This window comes from Carboxydothermus pertinax (genome assembly GCF_001950255.1).
In the GTDB taxonomy this organism is placed as follows: domain Bacteria; phylum Bacillota; class Z-2901; order Carboxydothermales; family Carboxydothermaceae; genus Carboxydothermus; species Carboxydothermus pertinax.
The window spans coordinates 3,047-24,069 of record NZ_BDJK01000095.1 but is presented as its reverse complement, the minus strand read 5'-3'; the positions used below and the strand labels follow the sequence as shown (position 1 = coordinate 24,069).

At 36.6% G+C, this 21,023-nt stretch carries 17 protein-coding genes, 1 rRNA gene and 1 pseudogene; 1 reads left to right on the top strand and 18 read right to left on the bottom strand.

Going from position 1 to position 21,023, the window contains the following annotated elements:
- The 13 genes from cpu_RS13295 to cpu_RS13235 all read right to left on the bottom strand — a co-directional run.
- A 16S ribosomal RNA gene (locus tag cpu_RS13295) occupies window positions 1–69 on the bottom strand; the annotation flags it as partial.
- Window positions 70–442: 373 nt separating this feature from the next.
- The gene (locus cpu_RS13290; protein WP_075860439.1) at window positions 443–856 is read right to left on the bottom strand and encodes a phosphate-starvation-inducible PsiE family protein; all 414 of its coding nucleotides are present in this window, start codon (window positions 854–856) and stop codon (window positions 443–445) included.
- A gap of 83 nt (window positions 857–939) precedes the next feature.
- On the bottom strand, window positions 940–2,124 hold the full coding sequence (locus cpu_RS13285; RefSeq protein WP_075860438.1) for an ABC transporter substrate-binding protein: 1,185 nt from the start codon (window positions 2,122–2,124) through the stop codon (window positions 940–942).
- A 174-nt stretch (window positions 2,125–2,298) separates the two neighbouring features.
- Window positions 2,299–3,489 carry an ABC transporter permease gene (locus cpu_RS13280; RefSeq protein WP_075860437.1) on the bottom strand — a complete coding sequence of 397 codons (1,191 nt, stop codon included), beginning with the start codon at window positions 3,487–3,489 and terminating at the stop codon, window positions 2,299–2,301.
- Window positions 3,479–4,177 carry an ABC transporter ATP-binding protein gene (locus cpu_RS13275; RefSeq protein ID WP_028052602.1) on the bottom strand — a complete coding sequence of 233 codons (699 nt, stop codon included), beginning with the start codon at window positions 4,175–4,177 and terminating at the stop codon, window positions 3,479–3,481. The genes cpu_RS13280 and cpu_RS13275 overlap by 11 nt, the downstream gene beginning before the upstream one ends.
- On the bottom strand, window positions 4,174–5,211 hold the full coding sequence (locus tag cpu_RS13270; RefSeq protein WP_075860436.1) for an efflux RND transporter periplasmic adaptor subunit: 1,038 nt from the start codon (window positions 5,209–5,211) through the stop codon (window positions 4,174–4,176). Before cpu_RS13270 ends, cpu_RS13275 begins: the two co-directional genes overlap by 4 nt.
- A 9-nt stretch (window positions 5,212–5,220) precedes the next feature.
- Window positions 5,221–5,886, bottom strand: a complete 666-nt coding sequence (locus tag cpu_RS13265; RefSeq protein WP_075860435.1) for a YIP1 family protein — start codon at window positions 5,884–5,886, stop codon at window positions 5,221–5,223.
- 106 nt (window positions 5,887–5,992) lie between these two features.
- A complete protein-coding gene (locus tag cpu_RS13260) occupies window positions 5,993–7,477 on the bottom strand; it encodes a hypothetical protein (protein ID WP_075860434.1) in 1,485 nt (494 codons plus the stop codon).
- A gap of 15 nt (window positions 7,478–7,492) precedes the next feature.
- A complete protein-coding gene (locus cpu_RS13425) occupies window positions 7,493–8,899 on the bottom strand; it encodes an ABC transporter ATP-binding protein (protein ID WP_159434021.1) in 1,407 nt (468 codons plus the stop codon).
- A 28-nt stretch (window positions 8,900–8,927) separates the two neighbouring features.
- Window positions 8,928–9,260, bottom strand: coding sequence for an SDR family NAD(P)-dependent oxidoreductase (locus tag cpu_RS13250; RefSeq protein ID WP_075860433.1), 333 nt, complete (start codon window positions 9,258–9,260; stop codon window positions 8,928–8,930).
- 605 nt (window positions 9,261–9,865) lie between these two features.
- Window positions 9,866–10,627, bottom strand: coding sequence for a LytR/AlgR family response regulator transcription factor (locus cpu_RS13245; protein ID WP_075860432.1), 762 nt, complete (start codon window positions 10,625–10,627; stop codon window positions 9,866–9,868).
- 30 nt (window positions 10,628–10,657) lie between these two features.
- A complete protein-coding gene (locus cpu_RS13240; RefSeq protein WP_075860440.1) occupies window positions 10,658–11,995 on the bottom strand; it encodes a sensor histidine kinase in 1,338 nt (445 codons plus the stop codon).
- 161 nt (window positions 11,996–12,156) lie between these two features.
- Window positions 12,157–12,825, bottom strand: coding sequence for an SdpI family protein (locus cpu_RS13235; protein ID WP_075860431.1), 669 nt, complete (start codon window positions 12,823–12,825; stop codon window positions 12,157–12,159).
- A gap of 210 nt (window positions 12,826–13,035) precedes the next feature.
- Between cpu_RS13235 and cpu_RS13485 the strand changes: the two are divergent.
- Window positions 13,036–13,179, top strand: a pseudogene (locus tag cpu_RS13485) (IS21 family transposase); the annotation flags it as partial.
- A 149-nt stretch (window positions 13,180–13,328) separates the two neighbouring features.
- On the opposite strand, the gene cpu_RS13225 reads toward cpu_RS13485, so the two are convergent.
- The 5 genes from cpu_RS13225 to cpu_RS13190 form a co-directional block, all read right to left on the bottom strand.
- Window positions 13,329–13,922 (bottom strand): hypothetical protein, encoded by a 594-nt coding sequence (locus cpu_RS13225; RefSeq protein ID WP_075860429.1) that lies wholly within the window; start codon window positions 13,920–13,922, stop codon window positions 13,329–13,331.
- Window positions 13,923–14,804: 882 nt separating this feature from the next.
- A complete protein-coding gene (locus cpu_RS13215; protein ID WP_075860427.1) occupies window positions 14,805–15,608 on the bottom strand; it encodes a hypothetical protein in 804 nt (267 codons plus the stop codon).
- 2,244 nt (window positions 15,609–17,852) lie between these two features.
- Window positions 17,853–18,446: a hypothetical protein gene (locus tag cpu_RS13205; protein WP_075860425.1), complete on the bottom strand. Its 594-nt coding sequence runs from the start codon at window positions 18,444–18,446 to the stop codon at window positions 17,853–17,855.
- A gap of 662 nt (window positions 18,447–19,108) precedes the next feature.
- Window positions 19,109–19,600, bottom strand: coding sequence for a GerMN domain-containing protein (locus tag cpu_RS13195; protein ID WP_075860424.1), 492 nt, complete (start codon window positions 19,598–19,600; stop codon window positions 19,109–19,111).
- A gap of 4 nt (window positions 19,601–19,604) precedes the next feature.
- Entirely contained in the window at window positions 19,605–20,612 is a 1,008-nt protein-coding gene (locus cpu_RS13190; RefSeq protein ID WP_143299333.1) for a hypothetical protein, read from the bottom strand.
- Window positions 20,613–21,023: the final 411 nt, after the last annotated feature.

The window sequence follows — 21,023 nt, the reverse complement described above, 5'->3', positions numbered from 1 at the left end:
CCGCTCGACTTGCATGTGTTAGGCACGCCGCCAGCGTTCGTCCTGAGCCAGGATCAAACCCTCCATTTATATCCCCCCAAAAAATCTTACGACTTTTTGGGGACCCCGTTATCTAAACCCACTTCCGTAGGCTCGGGCCTATGAAAGGTTAATCCAAGCTTCTCCTTATTTTTTGCTTCCGTACCCCTTCTCGAGTACGGTCCGCTTGCCGTTATTTCTTTGCCAAGGTACCACTACTTTCGACTTCCTTCGCCGTCAGCGACGATTCTTAATTTACCACATCTCTTGCTCCCTTGTCAAGCGGTTTTTTCTCCCCTTTTTTCCTTCCAGTTCTTACCGCCGCCTGCAGGACACTTTTTTAATATACCAAATCCTTTTCCCTTTCTTCAAGGGCTATTTTCTGGTAAGAAAATAAATTTCTTGTCCAACCCCAAATTCCTGACTAATCATTTGAACAAACTTCTGCCTTTTTTACAATAAAATAAGATATGGAAAGCACTAAGATAATCAAGGTATTTACTCCTATCTCATAAAGCGGTTCCCAACTGTGACTTTTATTTAATGATATTTGCGCTTCTACAAAAAGGCTTTGTCTAATAGCAGAAATAATACCTATCAAAATAAAAGAAGCTACACTAAATCGCTCTTTTTTAAAAAATTTAATAACAGTCCATATAACCTCTTTAATAATCATAATTAATAAAGCATTGCTAATAAGTAGTAATACATTTTTAGTTATTGAAAATCCAGTAAATGTATTTAAAATAATTCCTCCAACCGCTACAACAAGCATAAATACAACCACTAAGTGAATTAAATACTCTATCCAGAGCAAGTATTTTACTACGTTAAACATTTTGGTGTAATCCTCCTCATTTATTTGCTTCTACTTGTTAATGGTAATTATATTTTTAAAGGCCGGCGGTGCCGGCCTTTACTTTACGGTTCAATAAATTTCTTATAAGTTTGTTTACCATCAACAAACTCTAAAATCACTAAACCTTTTTTAGCATTGTGCTGCTCATCAATCGATATTTTACCCGTTACCCCTTCTACATCTTTGACATTTTTGAGAGCATCTTTAATAGCTTCCGGGGTAATTTCTTTCGCATTCTTTAAAGCCGCAGCTAAAACATAGCCTGTATCGTAACCAAGAGCCGCTAAGGCATCAGGTACGTTGCCGTATTTTTCTTTATATTTTTTGACAAACTCTTTTACCTTGGGATTGTCCCGATCCGGGGAGTAGTGGTTTGTAATGTAGCAATTTTTCAATGCATCTTTCCCGGCAATTTCAATCAGCTTGGGCGAATCCCAGCCGTCACTACCACCAAAGGCTACATTAATGCCCATTTCCCGGGCTTGCTTCACGATTTGACCAACTTGCTCGTAATATGCTGGAACATAGATAAAATCCGGATTTAAGCTTTTAATCTTTGTTAAAACCGAACGGAAATCCTGGTCGTTAACGGTAAAGTTTTCATCAGCTACAACTTCACCACCGCCAGCTTTAAAGCCTTCAGTGAAAAATTTAGCTAAGCCTACCGAATAAGGAGAGGTATTATCCTTTAAAATAGCAGCTCTTTTTACTTTTAATTCTTCTGTAGCAAATTTAGCCATAGCAGTCCCCTGGAAGGGGTCGATAAAGCAGGTCCTAAAAACATACTCCCGTACTTTCCCGGTTTTCGGATCAACGGTAACATCGGGGTTGGTAGCTGTCGCGGTTAACACCGGCACTTTATTAGTTTCCGCAATGTTGATAAAGGCCATCGTGTTACCGGAAGTAACCGCTCCAAAAATAATTGGTACTTTATCCTGGGTAATTAACCGGGTGGCCACCGATGCCGCTTCGGTGTTATCCGACTTGTTATCATACTTAATAATTTCCAGCTTTTTGCCATTTATGCCCCCGGCAGCATTAATTTCATCTAGGGCAAGGGTAAATCCGTTTAAGGCAGATTGACCAAAGGAAGCCACATTACCCGAAAGCTCTAAGTTTACACCAATCTTGATTACATCCCCACTTTTCTTTTCCTCGGTAGATTTAGTCCCACATGCCGACGTAAAAACTAACAAAAACGCCAGCAAGGAAACCAACAATAAAGTTGTAAATCCTTTTCTCTTCATCTTCCATCCTCCCGTAGTGTTTTTAATCTTTATCTTTTAAGCAAGCAACCCAACTTACCCCTTTACTACCATCCCTCCATTCTACCGCAATTTTAAGAAAATTTTATCTTAAAACCTCTTTTTCTGTCCAGCCTTTACAAAAAGTATACAAAATACCATAAATAGTTTTGCTTTCTATTCATACCTTAACGCTTCAATAGGGTCAAGTTTGGCCGCCTTGTTGGCTGGATAAATACCAAACACCACTCCCACCAAAGTCGAAAATAATACAGCTAAAACCATACTCCACCAGGTAACGATAAAAGGCCAGCCGGCAATCTTAGCCACGACAAAGGCTATTATCACCCCTAAAAGTAGCCCAATTAACCCCCCCGCTAAACACAAAAGGAGCGCTTCAATTAAAAACTGAATTAATATATCCCGTCTTTTGGCTCCAATGGCTTTGCGTATCCCAATTTCTTTGGTTCGCTCCGTTACCGATACTAACATGATATTCATAACCCCAATGCCGCCAACAAATAAGGAAATCCCGGCAATAGAGCTAATAATCAGGGTAACTAAACCCAGCACTTTATTGGCCACCTGTAGCTGCTCTTCCATATTAAAACCTTCGTACAAATCCTCCGCCCGGTGGCGCTTATTAAGGATTCTTTTAGTTTGCTCGATTGCTTCTTTAACCTTATCCGCCGCAACCGCCTCCCCCTCCAACTGGTCGACCCTGGTAGTGTTAAAGAGCCGCTGCCAGGAGGTTATGGGCAGATATACTCGATAGTTCGGCATTCCAGTGGTAAAGCTTAAAGTTTCGGTTTTGGAGATCCCTACTACCAAAAAAGGTAAACCTTTTATCTTTATGGTTTTACCAACCGCATTTATAGTTCCAAAAAGTTCTTTTGCTCCTTTCTCATCAATAATAACCACCTTGCGGAAAAAGTTTACGTCTTCCCCGATAATAAAACGACCATTAACTAGCTGAATATTCCGTACCTCTTTATACTCGGGAATCGTACCCACCACAATTAAGTCAATTTTTTTGCTGCCAGAAGCTCCTTTGGCCATATCATAGCCGGAAGGAACTATTCTTTTTACTGCCGGGGCCCCCGCTTCTACCGCGCGGACGTCATCTAACGACAAACGCTGATCCGGACGGATTGTTTCCTGGCCAATGGTTTTGGCGTACATAATAAACAGGTTGGAACCAATACTTTTCATCTGCCCGAGAGTTGCTTCTTTTCCACCCTGGCCGATGGACAGCACCGCCACCACCGCCATCACACCAATAATTACCCCAAGGGCAGTTAAAAAAGAGCGCATTTTGTTGGCCCATAGGGAAGAAAGCGCAACCCTTAAACTCTCTTTAAGCTCCAACGCCTTGCCCCCTCTCTATTGCCCGGTCTTCGACAATTTCGCCATCACGAATTCTAATTAACCTTTTAGCAAAGGAAGCCACATCCGGTTCGTGGGTGACCAAAATAATTGTTACCCCTTCCTGGTTTAAACCGGTTAAAATATTCATAATTTCCGTACTGGACTTGGTATCTAAGTTTCCAGTTGGTTCATCGGCTAAAATTAATAAAGGATTGGTAACTAACGCCCGGGCAATGGCCACCCTTTGACGCTCACCGCCGGAGATTTCATTGGGCTTATGCTCTAAACGATGGGAAAGTCCAACCTTTCTTAGAGCTTCAATAGCTTTTTCTTTCCTTATTCCAGGTTTTACTCCTTGATAGAGAAGAGGTAGTTCGACATTTTTTAAGACGTTTTCCCGCGGCAGAAGATAAAAGTTTTGAAACACAAAGCCAATTTTTCGGTTCCGGATTTCCGCCAGCTCATTATCGGATAGACTTCCTACATCTACCCCGTCTAAATAGTATTTTCCGCTATCCGGACGGTCCAAGCACCCCAGAATATTCATTAAGGTAGATTTACCCGAACCCGACGGTCCCATGATGGCCACAAACTCGCCGGCGCTTACGGTAAAGTTAATGTTTTTTAAAACTTCTACCCGACTTTTGCCGAGAAGATAGCCTTTAGTTAAGTTTTCGACCCGAATCATTTAACTTTCACCTTATCCCCATCTTTTAGCTCAGCCGGCGGGTTTACCACTACAAGGTCACCTTTTTTGACTCCGGATAAAACTTGGGCTTTTAAATCATCGCTAAGCCCCAGCTTTACTTCTTGAAGTTTTACCTTATCTCCCACCACTATAAACACATATTTTTTCGTATCCCGCTCCACAATGGCTTCAAAGGGAAGGGTTAAAACTCCGTTTTTCCGCCCCGCTTCGATTTTTAAGTCTACCTTATAGCCTGGCTTTAGCCCTGTAATATCCCCGGTGATTTTACCGCTAAACCCTACTTTAATCTCTTCCCCCTGAGCCGATACCGTTTTTACCGCCTGCGGTTCTACCGTTTCAATTATCCCGGTATACTCCCGCTCCAAACCTTCCGCTTGGGCAGTAAATTTTTGCCCCGGGAAAATTAAGGCAGCATCAAATTGGTTTACCATTCCTTTTACCTTAAAACCTGATAAATCCCCCACCACAATAACCGGAACACCAGGATTGGCGGTTTGTCCTGCTTCCACATTTACCGCTAAAACTACTCCCGAAAGCTTAGTTTTAAGCTGGGTCTGGGCAATTTTCTCCTTTAACATCTCTACCCGATCGCGGGCCGACTTTAGCTGGACTTCCAAGCTTTTGGTAGAGGTTTGGTTCATCCCCGGAAGTTTTTCGGCCTTTTTGGCGTCACTTAGCTGGACTTCAAGTAATTCTACCTGGTTTTCGGCTTCTTTTAACTGATTTTTAAGTTCAGTTTCGTCAAGTCTTAAAACCACCTGCCCCGCCTTTACCTTTTGCCCCGGTTTTACCGGTACCTCTTTTACCGTGCCCGGTGTATAAACATAGATGTTTTCCGTTATTTTAGGTTCAATGGTACCTTCGGCAAAAGCATATTTGACAATATCCCCTTCGGCTACTTTGGTAGTCTTAACGGCTATTCCCGGATTTTTTTTAATTTCAACAACATTTAAGCCTGCAACCCCGCCAATAAACAAGACAATTACAACTATAGCTAATATTTTTTTCTTCATAACGCCCTCCTAAGCCATTTTCTGTAAACTTTGTCCGCCAAAAAACGCGCTTATAATTGAAATTAAAATAAAAATTATTAACCAAAAAGCGATGCTTTTTTTAGTATCGGTATTAAAAGCTTTCCCGTAACCATAGCCTAACAATACTATGCCCCAAAGGGTAAAAAAGTCCAGTTTAGACATAAATATGTGGATAAAATCCATCTTTACTTCTCCCGGCAAAAGTAATAAAAGCGAAGTTTTTACATCAAGATAATTTTCAGGCTTCAGATAGTAAATAAGTCCGGACCGGATAATATTCCCCAATAAAATCGGTACCCAGCTTAAAATCGTAATTTTTAAATAAAGCCCCATTTTCCCTTCTACTCCCGCAAACTGGGAATATAAAGACAGGACCAGCCCAATTAAAAGCCAGATAAGAAACGGTGTTATTAAAGCTCCAATTAACCCGCTAATCTTTGCCCCTTGAAGGGCGACAGTAAGTTGTTCCGGCGGTATTTTATCTACTAACATTTTTTTCGTGGTTTCAAGCATGACTGGCATGCTAAGCCATACCGCAAACCCATTTAACACTGCAATGATAATTCCGCTTAACCAAAAATTTGTTTTCTGCCACTCTTCCTGAAAAACTTCCCCGGGAGCATAAATGACTTTAATTAAATTAGTTAAGCCCATATTCCTCCACTCCTTTGCTTTTAACTTTTCCTTTTTTCCTTAAAGGTCTTTTACCATACCTTGGGGTTTTCTAAAGGCCAAAAACCACCTCCTATCCTGTCATAATCTATAAGCTATATCTTCGTTTTAAGAAAAGCCCAGTCATAGCTACCCCCAAAATTCCCGCAACAACTGCTCCTAAAACGGCCTCCGGCCAAGGAGTTAAACTAACAATAAAATAAAAAGTAACTAAAATCCCTCCCATCATCACTGCTGAAAGTAAACTATAAAACGTTAACGGAACCTGCTCCATCGCCATATCGGTTAGCGAACTTCCGGCATAATCAACTTTGTTCATGGTCAGGCCCGCAGGAACCAGGGACAGGGCGAGACCCACGGTAGTTCCGATGATGGAGAAAACTATGCTTAATAACGCCGCAGGGCCTTTTAAACCAATTACGCCGTTCATAAGACCCGCAGTCACTCCGGCAAAAAAGGTCAAAGGAAGATAGGCCAAAAACTTTCCGGTAGCTAATTGTCCGGGAGCAATAGCCGCAAGCCATAATAGCCCTACCCGCCGGCCCTCGGCCTGGTAGGCAGTCGCAATTAACTCCCCAAAGCAAAAATACCATATGGCAAAAGTTGGTATCAAGGGAGATAAACTATTTACCATGGCCCCAAGCCAGGAATTTATAAGAGGCAGCAGGGATAAAATCAGCCAGGCCAGAATTCGAATCGTGGTTAAAGGATTTCGCCAGAGAAAAAGCCATTCTTTTAAAATTACCGCCTGGACAGGAGCGGGTAAGCGAAAGACCGAAAGCAACTTCAGGATGAACTCCGTTTGCTTTTTCCCAAGCCTCCCGGTTCCCCGCTCTTCTTGTTCTAAAAAAGCTTTTTCCCATAAAGCTGCCGACTTTAACCCCATATACAGAATAACTCCCCCGGCCACCAGAAGAATTGGTATCCACCATATTAGTTCCGGCCAATTTAAAGACGCCCATACTTTCACCCTTTTCCCTTTTACCAGGGTTGTGCCAAGCCACAGGGCCACCGCCAGCCCGGCAATTTGCAGAAAAGGAGTAACTATTAACAAAAGCCCGCTAAGCCTCAAAAAAAACCGTTTAACCACCAGTAAAACCAAAAGGGCTAAGCCGGTACCAATAAGGGTAATAAGAAAGTACAAAACCCAAAGCTCCAATTGCCAATGGGGAAACCAGATCCGGGCCAGTGCCAGGGCCATTAAGGTGGGAGTTTGTAAAGTAGGACGTAGATTAGCCAGGTAAGCAGTAACGACCGTTGCTTTAATAATCTCCTGCGGGTGTCTAACTATCAAACGGTCCACCCGGGCTTTAAAGCCAAACAACATCCGCTCCGCCAAAAGATAACCATTTCCAAAGGTTATGGGCAAAGTCAAGGCTGCAAGAGCCACTAAATCCCCTTCCGACTTTAAACCATGCCCCACATCATTAAGAAAAACTCTCATGCCAACGAATATTGAAATCAGGGTTACTAATTCCAACAATATTATTAAAAGACCCGAGCGATTAAACCGAATCCGGTCATTCCAGGTTTCCCTTAGTTTTATTTCGACTAAAGTCCGCCAAAGCACCATTAATCCTCTACTCCTTTAACCAGTGGTCTCTTCACCAATTAGCTTTAAAAATAAAGGCTCCAGGCCGCCGGAAACTGCCAACGACTCACACAGCTCCTCCACCGTGCCCAGGGCTCTAAGCTGACCCCGGTGGATTATTCCCACCCGGTCGCAAAGTTTTTCCGCCACATCCATCACATGGGTTGAAAGAAATACGGTTTTTCCCCGGCTTTTTAGATTTAAAAGAATATCCTTAATTTTCGCTAAAGTTGGGGCATCAAAAGCATTGGTAAGCTCATCCACTATAATAATTTCCGGATCGGAAAGAAGGGCAAGAGCTACCGATACCTTTCGCTGCATTCCCAGGGAATAAGTGTTAACCATATAGTCACTTTTAGCTTTCAGGTCTAAAATCGCTAAAAGCTCCTCCATTCTCTTTTTGGTCCATTCCTCGGGCAGGTTGTAAAGTCGCCCCGCCATAATAAGAAGCTCCCTTGCCGTTAACCGCTCGTAAACCAAAGGGGTGTCGGGTATATAGCCAATTTGGCGCCGCACTAAAGCTCCTGGTTGCCACAAATCTTCCCCCCGCACTAGAATCGTGCCTTTCGAAGGGCGTAAAAGGCCCGTCATCATTTTGGTGGTAGTTGACTTCCCCGCCCCATTAGCTCCAAGAAAGCCAAAAATCTCCCCTGGATACACCTCCAAGTTTAAATCCAAAACCGCCGGGTAATCACCGTAATATTTGGTTAAATGTTTAATTTCCAGAATTGGGGTTTTATTTGATTTAAGATTTGCAGGTGAAGTAGATATTATTTGCCGGGTTTTATCCTGGACGGATTTAAGAGTATTATGGCTGGACTTAATTTGGTCTAATTCTTTCTCCGGGCGGACAATCTTTGTAATGGTTTCTAAAAACCGTTCCGGTTCATCGGCGTTAATTAAAATTTCTCGGACAAACCCCCGCCGGCTTTTATCAGGACCAGAAGATGGGGCTTTAACCATAATTGGCTCCGAAAGGTTTAATTGGATGACATCACTATTGCGTGAAAGACAATACAGCCGCTCATCTTCCCGGAAAACACTTACATTTAATAAATCTCCCTGAGGAGCTGAAGCCAAAGATACCGCCTTAGCCTCCATCACCAAAGAAAGCGGCAAACGACATTTAAACCTCGGACCCAGACAAATAATAAGTTCATCAGGAGTTAAAACATGCGCCGACCCAAGCATTAGACGGTTTAAGTTTGAGACATAAAGATATAACGCCAGCATTAGGGCAAGTACCAGGTAAAATAGCCAATTTTTAGTCATCATCATATAAATAGCAATTCCCACTATTAAAATTTCCACAGTCACTATCACCTGTAAGGCCCATACGAACTGTCTTAATTGGTGACTCTTTTTGGTATTAGTAAAGACTTTTTTATTTTCGATATCTGCCATCGTCCTACCCCCAATAACTACGAAAGTCTTAAATAGCAGTCCAGCCTCCATCAATTATCAGGTTATGTCCTGTAATCATACTTGCTTCATCACTTGAAAGATAAACAATAGCACTAATTACATCATTGTATTGCCCATAACGACCCATCGGAATCTTTGATAGAAATTCTTTTTTGAATTCCTCGCTTTCCAACAACCAATTATTGATTTCACTTTGTAATATGGTCGGACTAATCGAATTTACACGTATATTAAATGGTGCCCACTCGACTGCCAAGCAACGTGTTAAGCCAATTATACCAGCTTTACTGGCAGAATAAGCTGCACGATATCTATAGCCAACAGTTGGTCTTTCGTACATTCATCTCACCTCCTTTCTTTACAAAAAAGTCTTTATTATATAAAGCCCCTCCCCAAGATTTATTACAAAAAGAGATAATATTCAGTCAAAAAAATTGAATAAACAAAACTAAGCTATAAACTTTTAAGCACAAAGTGTTTCTACCCACATAAAATAACCGTCCAATTCTCAGATTTCGTGGCCAAATAACAAGGATTTTGGATCAAGTCCAAACTTTCGTGTAAAATCCTTTTTGGTTAGAACCCAGTGATTAATTGCCACCACTTACCCATGCCTCCCGCCCTTATATTAGTATTTTTTATTAAGAAAAAACCCTCCATGCTAACTCAGTAAGTAAGAAAATTAAGTTTTTTCGGTAAAGAAGTTTACAATTGGGTCAATTAAATTGCTTATTAGAAATGGTGTCCCTCTTGGTTTTTTCTGGTTAATCCAATTTTAAACAAATCCTCCATCTAATTTCAATAGGTATTGTCTATAAATGTAAAATCCTTGTCTGAAAAGTCGTTTTCGTTGTCTGAAAATTCCCTTTCATTGATTTAAACTTCCGTGAATTCTCCTTTGAAGGTACAAAAAAAATTGCCCTTGCAAAACCAAGAGCAATTTTTTCACAGACAATATTTTTCCTGAAACTCTTTTAATTTTTCCTGGGTAATTATGGCCGTTTCTTTTACGTTTGCTAATTTGATCAAGTAAGACCTATTTCCCCAAGGTACTATTTCCGTAATCATGTCCACGTTGATCATATAACTTTTATGGCAGCGAAATAATTTTTCGCTTTTAATCCGTTCTTCCAGTTGTTTAAGGGTTTCATTAGTTGTAAAATTTCCCCGGGCGGTATGTATGACTGTCTTGCGGTCAAAACGGGTAATCAGGATTATTTCGTGAACATTTATCACCGTGCATTTATCATTGGAGTAAACGAGCAGTTTTAAATTTTTATTTTCCCGGTTTTCTCCCACCGGTGGCGTCATGAGTCGTTCTACAATCCCGGATTTATCCCTTTCCCCTTTTAATTCGCTAATTCGTTTCATTGTTTGCTTAATACGTTCAAGTTTAAAGGGTTTTATCAGGTAATCAAAAGCATAAACTTCAAAAGCTTCGTGAGTATAGCTATCATAAGCCGTGGCAAAAATGATAAAGATTTTAGGATCAATGTCAAAAATTTCTCTCGCCGCCTCTACTCCGTTCATTTCCGGCAGGTCAACGTCCACAAAAACCACATCCGGCTTAAATTCCTCCACCAGCGAAACCAGCTGCCGGCCGTTTCCCGCCTCCCCTATTACTTCTATTCCGAAAATCCCCTCCAACACTCGTCTCAAAACTAGCCTCATGGCAGGATCATCTTCACCAATTATGACCTTAAGCATTTAGCTGCACCTTCCCCAGCAAATAAATTTTTAAGGGGTGTTTTCAATTTTATCCGGTAGTTGAACCGTAAAAATAGTCCAGTTTGCGTCGCTTTTTACCTGAATATTGCCGTTATACTTCTGCACAAGTTTTTTCACGCTGTAAAGTCCCATACCTCTGCCTTCGCCTTTGGTGGAAAACCCCGGTTCGAAAATTTTTTCGATTAATTCCGGCTTTATCGGCAAGCCGTAGTTTTTAACTATAAAAACATAACCCATTAAGTCTTTTGTAAGTTCCACCTCTACCTTTCTTTGCTCCAAAGGCATCCCTTCGACCGCTTCAAAAGCATTGTCTATCAAATTTCCCAAAATAACATTGAGATCTCTTACTTTAAGCGGTAATTCCCGCAGGCTCGTTTTTACCTCCACTTTAAAATTTATTTTCCTGCTTTCCGCTAAAGATGCCTTGGTCTGCAATAACGCCGTAATTTCCAGTTTATCCGTCTTTATTAATACCGAAGTAACCGCAATCTCTTCCAGGTACTTTTTAATATATTCTTTTGCCTCCCGGAAAGCCTCTACTTCAAGCAAGCCGTAAATCACCTGCAGTTCATGGTTAAAATTATGGCGTTGCAGGCGAAGGGTTCGCAGTAACTCCTCTATCTGGTTAAGATAGTCCAGTTGGGTTTTAAGCTTGATTTCTTCGTGCAAGAGATTTAGAATCCGTTTCATACTAAAAATAAAAAGAATCGAGATTAATGCATCCATTAAAATTAACATAAAAGGATCAGAAATAAAAGTTTTAATCTTTGATAGCGAATTATTTTCAAGATAAATTGCCAGATAAATTAACATTATCAGAATAAATTGAAGTAAAAATAAGCTTATAAGTGGAACAGATTTAAGCATGTATGATTTATTTGCCCCCAATAAATCCAACCAGCGTTCGGGGAACCTTAGATTTAAACGTTGGATTAACAAAATTAGCATAACCAAAATAAGAGCTTCTGGCAGAAAAAATACCAGGCGCTCCCAGAAATTATTTAATACTGAGGACAGAGAAAGCCCAGTTAGGTTAAAGATAAGCGGGGCGGATACCGTCTCCACCACCAGATAAATACTTAAACCCAGTAATGCCGCCAAAAAGCTTAATTTGTAAGGAATTAAGTATATAAAAGATATGATTAGAGAAAAGGTAATAAGTTGGAGTATTGAATGAATACCAAAAGCTATTGGTAACGAACGAATAAAATAACTGCATATTGCCTGAAAAATGCCGATTAATGTTATTTCCTTTAGAGTTGATTTAAAACCCAAAAGGGATAAACCAATCACACTGACCAGCATTGCTTCCGGCAAAGATATAAACAATAAAACCGGAAGAGACATCCTGTCCAATTTTACTTTCCTCCACTTGAATGTTAGAAATAAAGACACTTTTTAGGAGAAATTTATCTTAAAACACAAATTTTTTAATTTTGGAAATTAATTCTCCATATACTTTATAAATCCTTTTTCATACCCCAGGGAAATTTTAAATTTACTTTTCCTTAACTTTTATTCTTTTTTTCCTGCTCGTAAAGCCGATAGGAATAAACCATTACCGCTGCAACAATAAAAAGGGGCAGTAAAATAAGAAGTATAAGTTCCACCACCGGCGGTAAAAAGGCGGCCAAAGCCATGATAATGCCAGAAGCCACAAAAAATTTCCCGGAAGCTTTGTGGGTTTTTTCCCAGACCACCGGACTTTCCAAAGTCCAGGGGGTACGGATGCCGAAAAAATAGTTTGACTTTATTTTCCCGATGGTAAGACCGATTAGGGCAAAGATAAAACCTATACCAACAGGTACGAGTTCACCCATCGGTACTTTGTAGCCAAGGCCTACCAAAAGCGTCGCCACATGCATAGCCCCCATAAATATTAGAAAACCGTTAATAAACAAAACATAAACCCCAAAAAACTTTTCATAATTTTCCCGCCGGGGGTCAATAAAGGGAATGACTATAAATAAGAGAAATAACCCCAGGGTAAAAAAGGGTAAAAACCAAACCCCAAAACCTTTAGAACTCCAGCCGTCAACCTCCCCGTATAAATTCCAGTGGGTCGGAATTTTAGCCGGAAGCATTGGATATAAGTAAAAACTTACGCCAAAAATAGCGATGAGGATTAGCAAAGAAAACCAGTAATAACGGAGAAAATTTTTCAAAGTGAATTTCATTATTAAAGCCTCCTAAATGATTTACTTAAGTTTCGGCGATAAATAATCTTGGGTAAATTTATGCTTAATTGCTGGATAAGTTTTCAACTCCAACAATACTACGTGATATTATCTTTTGAAATCAAATACTGGTATCCCGACGGTGTATAATTGCCCCAGAGGCAACGAAAAGGAAATGACCAAACCCTGGCGAAATATCCCTCTGATACTACAGCTGAAAACAAAAAGCCCATATGTAACCCTACCTTTGAAGACCTTGCGGCAACCCTTGGATTTAATCCTAAAGTATGCAGGGCACGGCGCCCTCAAACAATAGGCAAGATAGAAAGCGGCATAGATTACAATTTGAAAAACAGGTGCCGGATTAATTTGCAAGTTCACAATGTACTTTAGAAAGCGTTTATCTTCTCTTTTGGCTTTTTTTGTTTCTTATTCGGCATATTTCTAAAAATTCCTCTAAAAGAAAAAATCCTGCTTGTAAAAGCAGGAGGGTTTGAAATAATTTATATCCCTATTTTATAAATTACTTTCAAGTTTTTATCAAGCGCTTCTATTCGTTTAAACCCGGTAATAAAATTTTCCCTGTAAACAAGATAGCCACCATAATCACTTTGCCAATCTACATCGGTAACTACTTCCTTATCATCGCTAAACACAACTCTAACTTTTGCTATCTTTGGATCAAACACCGTTCCATAAACAAACATCCACTTCGTCGCGGGTGAGCTTGATTCATAAGAAGTGCTGGCTACTGCTATCTTATCATCAGGACTTGTTTTACACATTCCACCACTAATAGTATTTATTTCAACATCATTGTTTTTAACTTTAAATGCTACTAAAGTTTCAAAATTTAAGTTTACTTCATCATAATTGAAGATTGCATAATACTGGTTGTCAATTTTTTTGATAAGTACAACCTTTACATTGTCCGCAACAAGATTTTTTTCTTGAAATTTTTTTATCAATTTCTCCTTTATTTCTTCATTGGTAAGTTCTTTATCCTGGATTAATCCACATGAATTTAAAATTAATGCAATAAACAATAAAATCATTATAAAAAATGTGAATCTTTTACTATTTGTTAATATAAACATTGTTCATTTACTCCCTATTAATAATATGGCCATGAAGGATCAAGTCCAAACTTTTGTGTAAAATTCCTTTTTGTTAGAACCCAGTGATTAATTGCCACCATTTACCCGGTATACTGTCTCCCGCCCTTATAGTAGTATTTATGCGGCACTGGAACTTCTTATCAAAATGAAAACTATTCAAATCACCCCCTTCCCAATTAATTCACCTTTTCCATTAAAGATTTTTCTTTTTCCCCGAACTATGCCACCTCATTAATCGTTAAAATGATTTTTATTAGAAAAAAACCTTCCATGCTAACGCAAAAAGTTAGAAAGTTAAGTTTTTTCTGTAAAGACTTTTATAATCTGGTCAATTCAATTTCTTTATTACAAAATCTTCTGCATTTTTTTGTTCTCTTTAATAATTTTTTACGACTTTCTTTTGCTTTTAAAATAGCTTACTCACTTCGACTTATTTGAATTTGTTAAAAGAGCAAATATTAAAAATCCAAAAATAATGCCACTTAAATTAGTTATTTGATAATACTGTGTTAAAAACAACCCAAATGGCAAATATTTACTAATACTCGTATAATATAAAAGTGGAACGATTGTTAAATAAAACAGTAGTATTAACAAAGCTATTATTTTTTTATCATACCTGACATTAAATTTTAAAAAATTCATTTCTCTGATTGTTAAATAAAGAAAGATACCTATTAAAATTGGATATAAACTTAAAAACCCTGTAAAATAAAATATACTCAACTTTCCATAAGCTAATAGATTTTTCAAAATAGTTATTAATTCTCCCTGAATTATCAATGAAAGTAAAAATAAAGAGGTAAAAATTAATTTCTTAAACAAATTTATTGTTATCATTTAAGTTTACTCCCCTTAATATTAATCAAGCATATTGAGAAAAGTAAAATTCCAAGTAGAACCTCCTTTAGTTATATCAACTTTCATCCTTGCTAAATTTTGATCACCTAAAGCATCATTAGAAAAATAATATCCGTTAGTATTTGGATAAATACTATAGGTAGTACCGCTAGTCGGGTATCCATTTGCTACAGTATAGGTCCTATCAATGCTTAATCCACCATAAATAGTTCCATCTGATTTAGCTGCAGTACCTTGATGTCGAAAACCAATCTGAGAATTTTTTAATGAAAGTGTACTATCGTATTTAATCCATTTACCATCAATTTTAACATATCTATAATATGTTCTGTAATTAATTATATTTCCAAATAAATCTTTTACTGGAAGCGTAATAGTTTCATACCATGCAGTACAAGTTGCTTTTACTCCATAGGTGGAATCCCAACCCTCATTTAGGTCCTGCAAGGCTGTTGAAGATAATAAACTTATTGATACTTGTTTATATAAACTTCTTGTAGCACCACTTTTAAGATTTTTTGTAGTTTTTATTTTTTGTACAGTTACATATTGTTTAACATTTTTCGTATCAACTTCACTTCCATCTTTTTGTAAAAAGACCTTTACTTTTGGAACAACATCCCCTTCGATAACACCATTAATGGCTCTTTCAAATAAAACTTTTTCATCAGTTATTTCTTTTGCTTCATAAATTACCAATTCATCACTATTTTGCTCGGAAAGATCAAAGGCAAAAATAGGCATCGAATTTATAGTTAAAAATATTAGACCAATTAAAATAATATAATATTTTTTTAGCATCAAATAAATCACCCTCCTTAACAATTTGTTGTGATTAACTTTTAACAAAAATTTCAGATTAGCAACAAGTAGGAATTCAAACAAAAAAGCAAAAATTATTGTATTATTTTTATTAATAAGATTGGAGATTAGATTAAGCTGGGGATTATTGTCTTTTATAGAGCCGACAACAACATATTAACTTACACTTTAAACTAAAACTTTCGAAGACAGACTATTTATATGAGACTTCTTCGCAATTATTTGACCACCTCCATCTTCAAAAAGATTTTTATTTTCTTATTTTTCCCGAACTTTGTCATCTCCTTCGACATTAAAAATATTTTAACAAGAAAGAAAAATCCTTCACGTTAATGATAACAGGAAAGTCGTACTTCAAGTACTTCAGTTAGATAAACCAAAAGCCAAGCTCCAGTAATATGTCAACCTGGTCTTTTCTGCTTATTCCAATTTTACACAAATCCTCCATTCAATTTCAATAGGTATTGTCTATAAAGGTAAAATCCTTGTCTGAAAAGTCGTTTTCATTGTCGGAAACTTCCTTTTCATTGATTTAAACTTCCGTGAATTATCTCAAAGCTTAATTTTAAAAAATGCCAAGTTGGGTCAATTTAACACCTTTGAAAATGGTTCAATTTAAATCCGGTATTGACATCTGCACTTTTACCTTGCCAAACTCTGCACTTTTATTTTGCCATAAACACCCATGCAGTAAAGGGTGGTATAAGATTTATGGTAAATAAAATAACAAATATGATTGCAGTAAATAAAACATATTTGTTAAAAATAAAATGCATTTATTGTACTCTCCTTTTTATAAATCTTTACTCTCTATTTTTCTTAGAGAAAAATAAAAAATTAATGTACTCAATAAGCTTCCACCTATTATATAACTATATGAATAAAAAGGAAAAACTTCTCTTTGAATAAAAATTAGTAAATTTTCATTTATAAGTTTTCCATCTGGACTTCCTAGATAAAGCTGATACCCTAGATATAACCAAAATACTTTTTCTAATGAATTACAAATTAATACATATATTAATTTTTTAATATTTGAAAACATAACTTTCATCTTGTTTAAAAAAATAGCGCATAGATAATATGGAAATATAGCATAGAAAATAAACAAAACATAAGAATTCAGCGATTTCCCAATAATGATAGATATAAATGAATTTATAAAAATACAAAGAAATAATGAGAAAAAAAATATACCAGTGACTTTTATTAACTCAGGGATAGTTTTTTTATATTCCATAAGTACTTTTATATTTATAAAAATCACCTCATTAAAAAGGTTTTTTAAAAGATAAGAAGCTAAAAAGACAACCTATAGTGTTATTCGTCTCCAAAATCCCAAGAATTTTTCAAAATAGAATATTAGAAAAAACTTTTTACCTCCCTCATCTTTTAGAAAAACTTTCCTTGAACCAGAATAGGCCTCTGGCCCAAAGGCTTATTGTGAACCATAATGTTGAGTCTTTGACCCAGGAAGATACGGCTGATTATATCCAGCATCAAATGGAGTTTACGAGAGCTAACTATATTTCTGAACCTGCTATTGAGGCCATCGCCTCTTTATCCCGGGATTGGCCCCGATTAATCAATAAGCTGACTACTCATTGCTTGCTATATGGGTTCTAGGCAAAAAAGGAAATCATTGATGCTGAGGTGATTAGTTTCTAGTCTTAGCCGGTCGCACTTATAGAAGCCGGCTTACCTTTTTTTGTTTTGCTAAAATAACGTGATATTTTGCAAAATTTTGCAATGCTCTACTAAAATAATCTGCAATTTTTGCAGATTACAACCTACTTCTATGCAAATTTTATTTTGAGGTGCTGGGTTAATTTGCAAATTCACACTATAGAATTTAAAGTAAATAGATTTTAAAATCTCACATAGCTTTAAATTACTCAGAAAAAAAGATTTAAAATAATTTGAGGAATATTAAAAAAATAAGGCAAAATGTTTATTGCAAAATAAAAACATATATGGGTAAGATACATTCAAACCCTTGAGGCTTAAAGTCTTTGTTTTTTAAAGGAATATTTGAGGGAGGGGGGAAGTCACCCTCCCTACCCTCGGCAAAGCAAGCTAGGCACTCGGGTTGCCCCTCGGCATTGCCCTATCCTCCTGGCAGGTAAAGCTAGTTAAAGTATTGCCATTTTACTCAGGTAAAAACCATTTACACAAAACAATTTACATTCCCAACATGAGGGTTTGAAATCACTACTTTTTTACAGCTTATATTCCTTCTTTATAAACTAATTTCAAGTTTTTATCAAGCGCTTCTATTCGTTTAAATCCTTTTACAAAATTTTCCCTGTAAATAAGATAGCCGCCATAATCACTTTGCCGGTCTACATCGGTAACTACTTCCCTATCATCGGTAAATACGACTTTAATTTTTGCTATCTTTGGATCAAACACCGTTCCATAAACAAACATCCATTTCGTCGCGAGTGAGCTTGATTCATAAGAAGTGCTTGATATTGATATTTTATCATCAGGGCTAGTCCTACATACGCCACCACCCAGAGGATTAATAATTATGTCATTTTGTTTTATATTAAATGCTACTAAGCTTTCATAATTTCCATAGATTACATTATAATTAAAGATTGCATAATACTGGTTGTCAATTTTTTTGATAAGTACAACCTTTACATTATCCGCAACAAGATTTTTTTCTTGAAATTTTTTTATTAATTTCTCCTTTATTTCTTCATTGGTAAGTTCCTTATCCTGGATTAATCCGCATGAATTTAAAATTAATGCAACAAACAATAAAATCATTATAAAAAATGTGAATCTTTTACTATTTGTTAATATAAACATTATTCATTTACCCCCTCCATGCTAACGCAGTAAGTAAGAAAATAAAGTTTTTTCGGTAAAGAAGTTTACAATTGGGTCAATTAAATTGCTTATTAGAAATGGTGTCCCTCTTGGTTTTTCTGGTTACTCCAATTTTATACAATTCCACCATTCAATTTCAATAGGTATTGTCTATAAAGGTAAAATCCTTGTCTGAAAAGCCTTTTTCATTGTCGGAAACTTCTTTTTCATTGATTTAAACTTCCGTGAATTATCTTTCAAAGGTAATCGAGTAGGAGGGGGTGATTAACCCCGTCCTCTCACACCACCGTACGTACCGTTCGGTATACGGCGGTTCATGAGTTTGCACGAAGTTGTTGATACCTTTCAACTAAACTTATTAGCCCTTGGTCTTTCCAGTATTGGAGGCCGAGAGCTTTATTAACTTGCGGTGTGCAGGCTAACCTCCAGTATCCTTTTCTTGACCCGCTAATTTTCCGTGAGTCTGCACCCATGCCGGGCGCACAACAGCCAATGGCCAGGCAGTATAAAAAACTGCCTGGCCAAATAAAGTGAGCAAAATTTGCGGCCAGTTATTGTGAGCTAAATGTTGTCATTTAGCGTGAGCAGTAACACTTAATTTGTAAACATGATTGAAAGAAACTATTGCCTGTTACCCTTATTTATTTCATTAAATCTACTCCAACCAATTGTTGGCCATTTACTAAAAATTTCACTTCTTCAATATCACCGATTAATTTCTTATTGCTCTGAAATGTCTCAATTATTTGTCCAGATCGAATCAAAAAATCATACCTTTTCTGTTCTGCAAAATTTTCGTTAAAATTTATAAATAACACTTTTTCTTTCTTATAAATATTAAGTACACTAGTACCCGGTATAAAGTAATTAAAATATCCTTTTTCTTTTTCTTCTTTATTAGGACCATTTAATAATAATATTAATAATTCATTGGCAATAGCAGTAGTTTCTATTGATTTTAATTTTACTTTCCGGTACACTTTTTCAAGTCTTTCACCATCTTTTGGTGTATATCGTGGAAAAAATAATGCAACTTTTACACTTTCATCAGATTGGTTTTTGACAATAAAGATGCTTATTAGAAATAATGTTATTAAAATTGATAGCAGAATATAGCTTTTCTTTAATTTCATTATTTCACCACAATTTCAAATATTTTACGCTAGACTTTGAAACCAATAATCTGTATACCCATCTGATGATTGGATAGAATAGAAAAATATATCCGAACCAAATTAATTTATTCCCTTTATATATACTAAAACGAACATTACCCGCGCCGAAAACTTTATAGGACTTATTTGTCGTTCCATTATATGTGGCTTTTAGTCGACCGCTTAATCCTTTCTGCCAATATGCTTCTTCTATTCCAAGATATTCAGAAAATACCCAACTTGCTTGATTATAAAAAAGATTTCCTGCAGTACTTTTTTTCTCTGCATAAATTGATAATAATGGTATAGATATGTCAAACCACTGAACTCCTCCATACCAATAATAAATTCGAATAGTTTCATAAGATTGTTGGCTTAAAGGTTCATAGTAGGAAATATCAAATTCTGTTGGCATAGTAATTCTCAAATAAACTCTATCTGGATGGGCAGATACACTCCAATATGAAGTATCAATATTATTTGCTTTAATAAAAGCAATAGCAGCATTATCCGGATTTGGTTTTAAATTAATTATTTGAGTGTTATTACCACTTGGTGATTTTAATTGTCCCATGTGTTCAATTTTACCTACATTATATCCATAATTATAAACATATGCATAATCATTTAATGTTATATCTACTATTTCTTGGGTAGTAACTAAACTTGTTACATTATCATTACTCTGTTTATTTTCATTCAAAATTTTTTTATTTAATTTCTCTATATAATAATTGGTTTCCGGAAAATAATCACCAAATGCTAAGCAAATAATATTTTCATTATTCCCAGTTATATTATTTAATGTTACTTCTATTTCATTATCAGTTATGTTTAATATTAAATATAAATTAACTTTAACTTCACTTTTATTTTTGTCTACAAGTATTCCATCTAATGGACCTCCAATAATTATTTTATCATTTTTTTCAAATTGAACCAGAATTCCATATATATTTTTTATATGATATTTTTTATCTTTTATCCTCAAATAACCATCACCAAAATAATTTAAGTAGGTTTCATCATTGTTTATCTGTGATTTGATTGGGTTTAAATTTAAATGAATCTTTGCATAATTTATGTCAAGACAATTTTTAAAATTTTTTGTCATTTATGTTAAGATTTTTCTTATACCTAAGCTATAGATGTACTCCCTTTAACATGGCATCGCAAAAGCCGATTATTTCAATCCCATGAAAAATATTAATTACACACAAAACAAGTACCGTTTTTCTGTTATATCAATTCCTCTATCCCAGACAGAATTAATTCTCTTATAAGTGCTGTTAGTGGTATGTTTAATTTTTTTGACCATCTTTCTAATGCTTTGAAAAGCCTATCTTCAACGCTGAATGTTTTCATAGCGTTTAATACTATCCTGCTTCCTAAGGACTTTTTT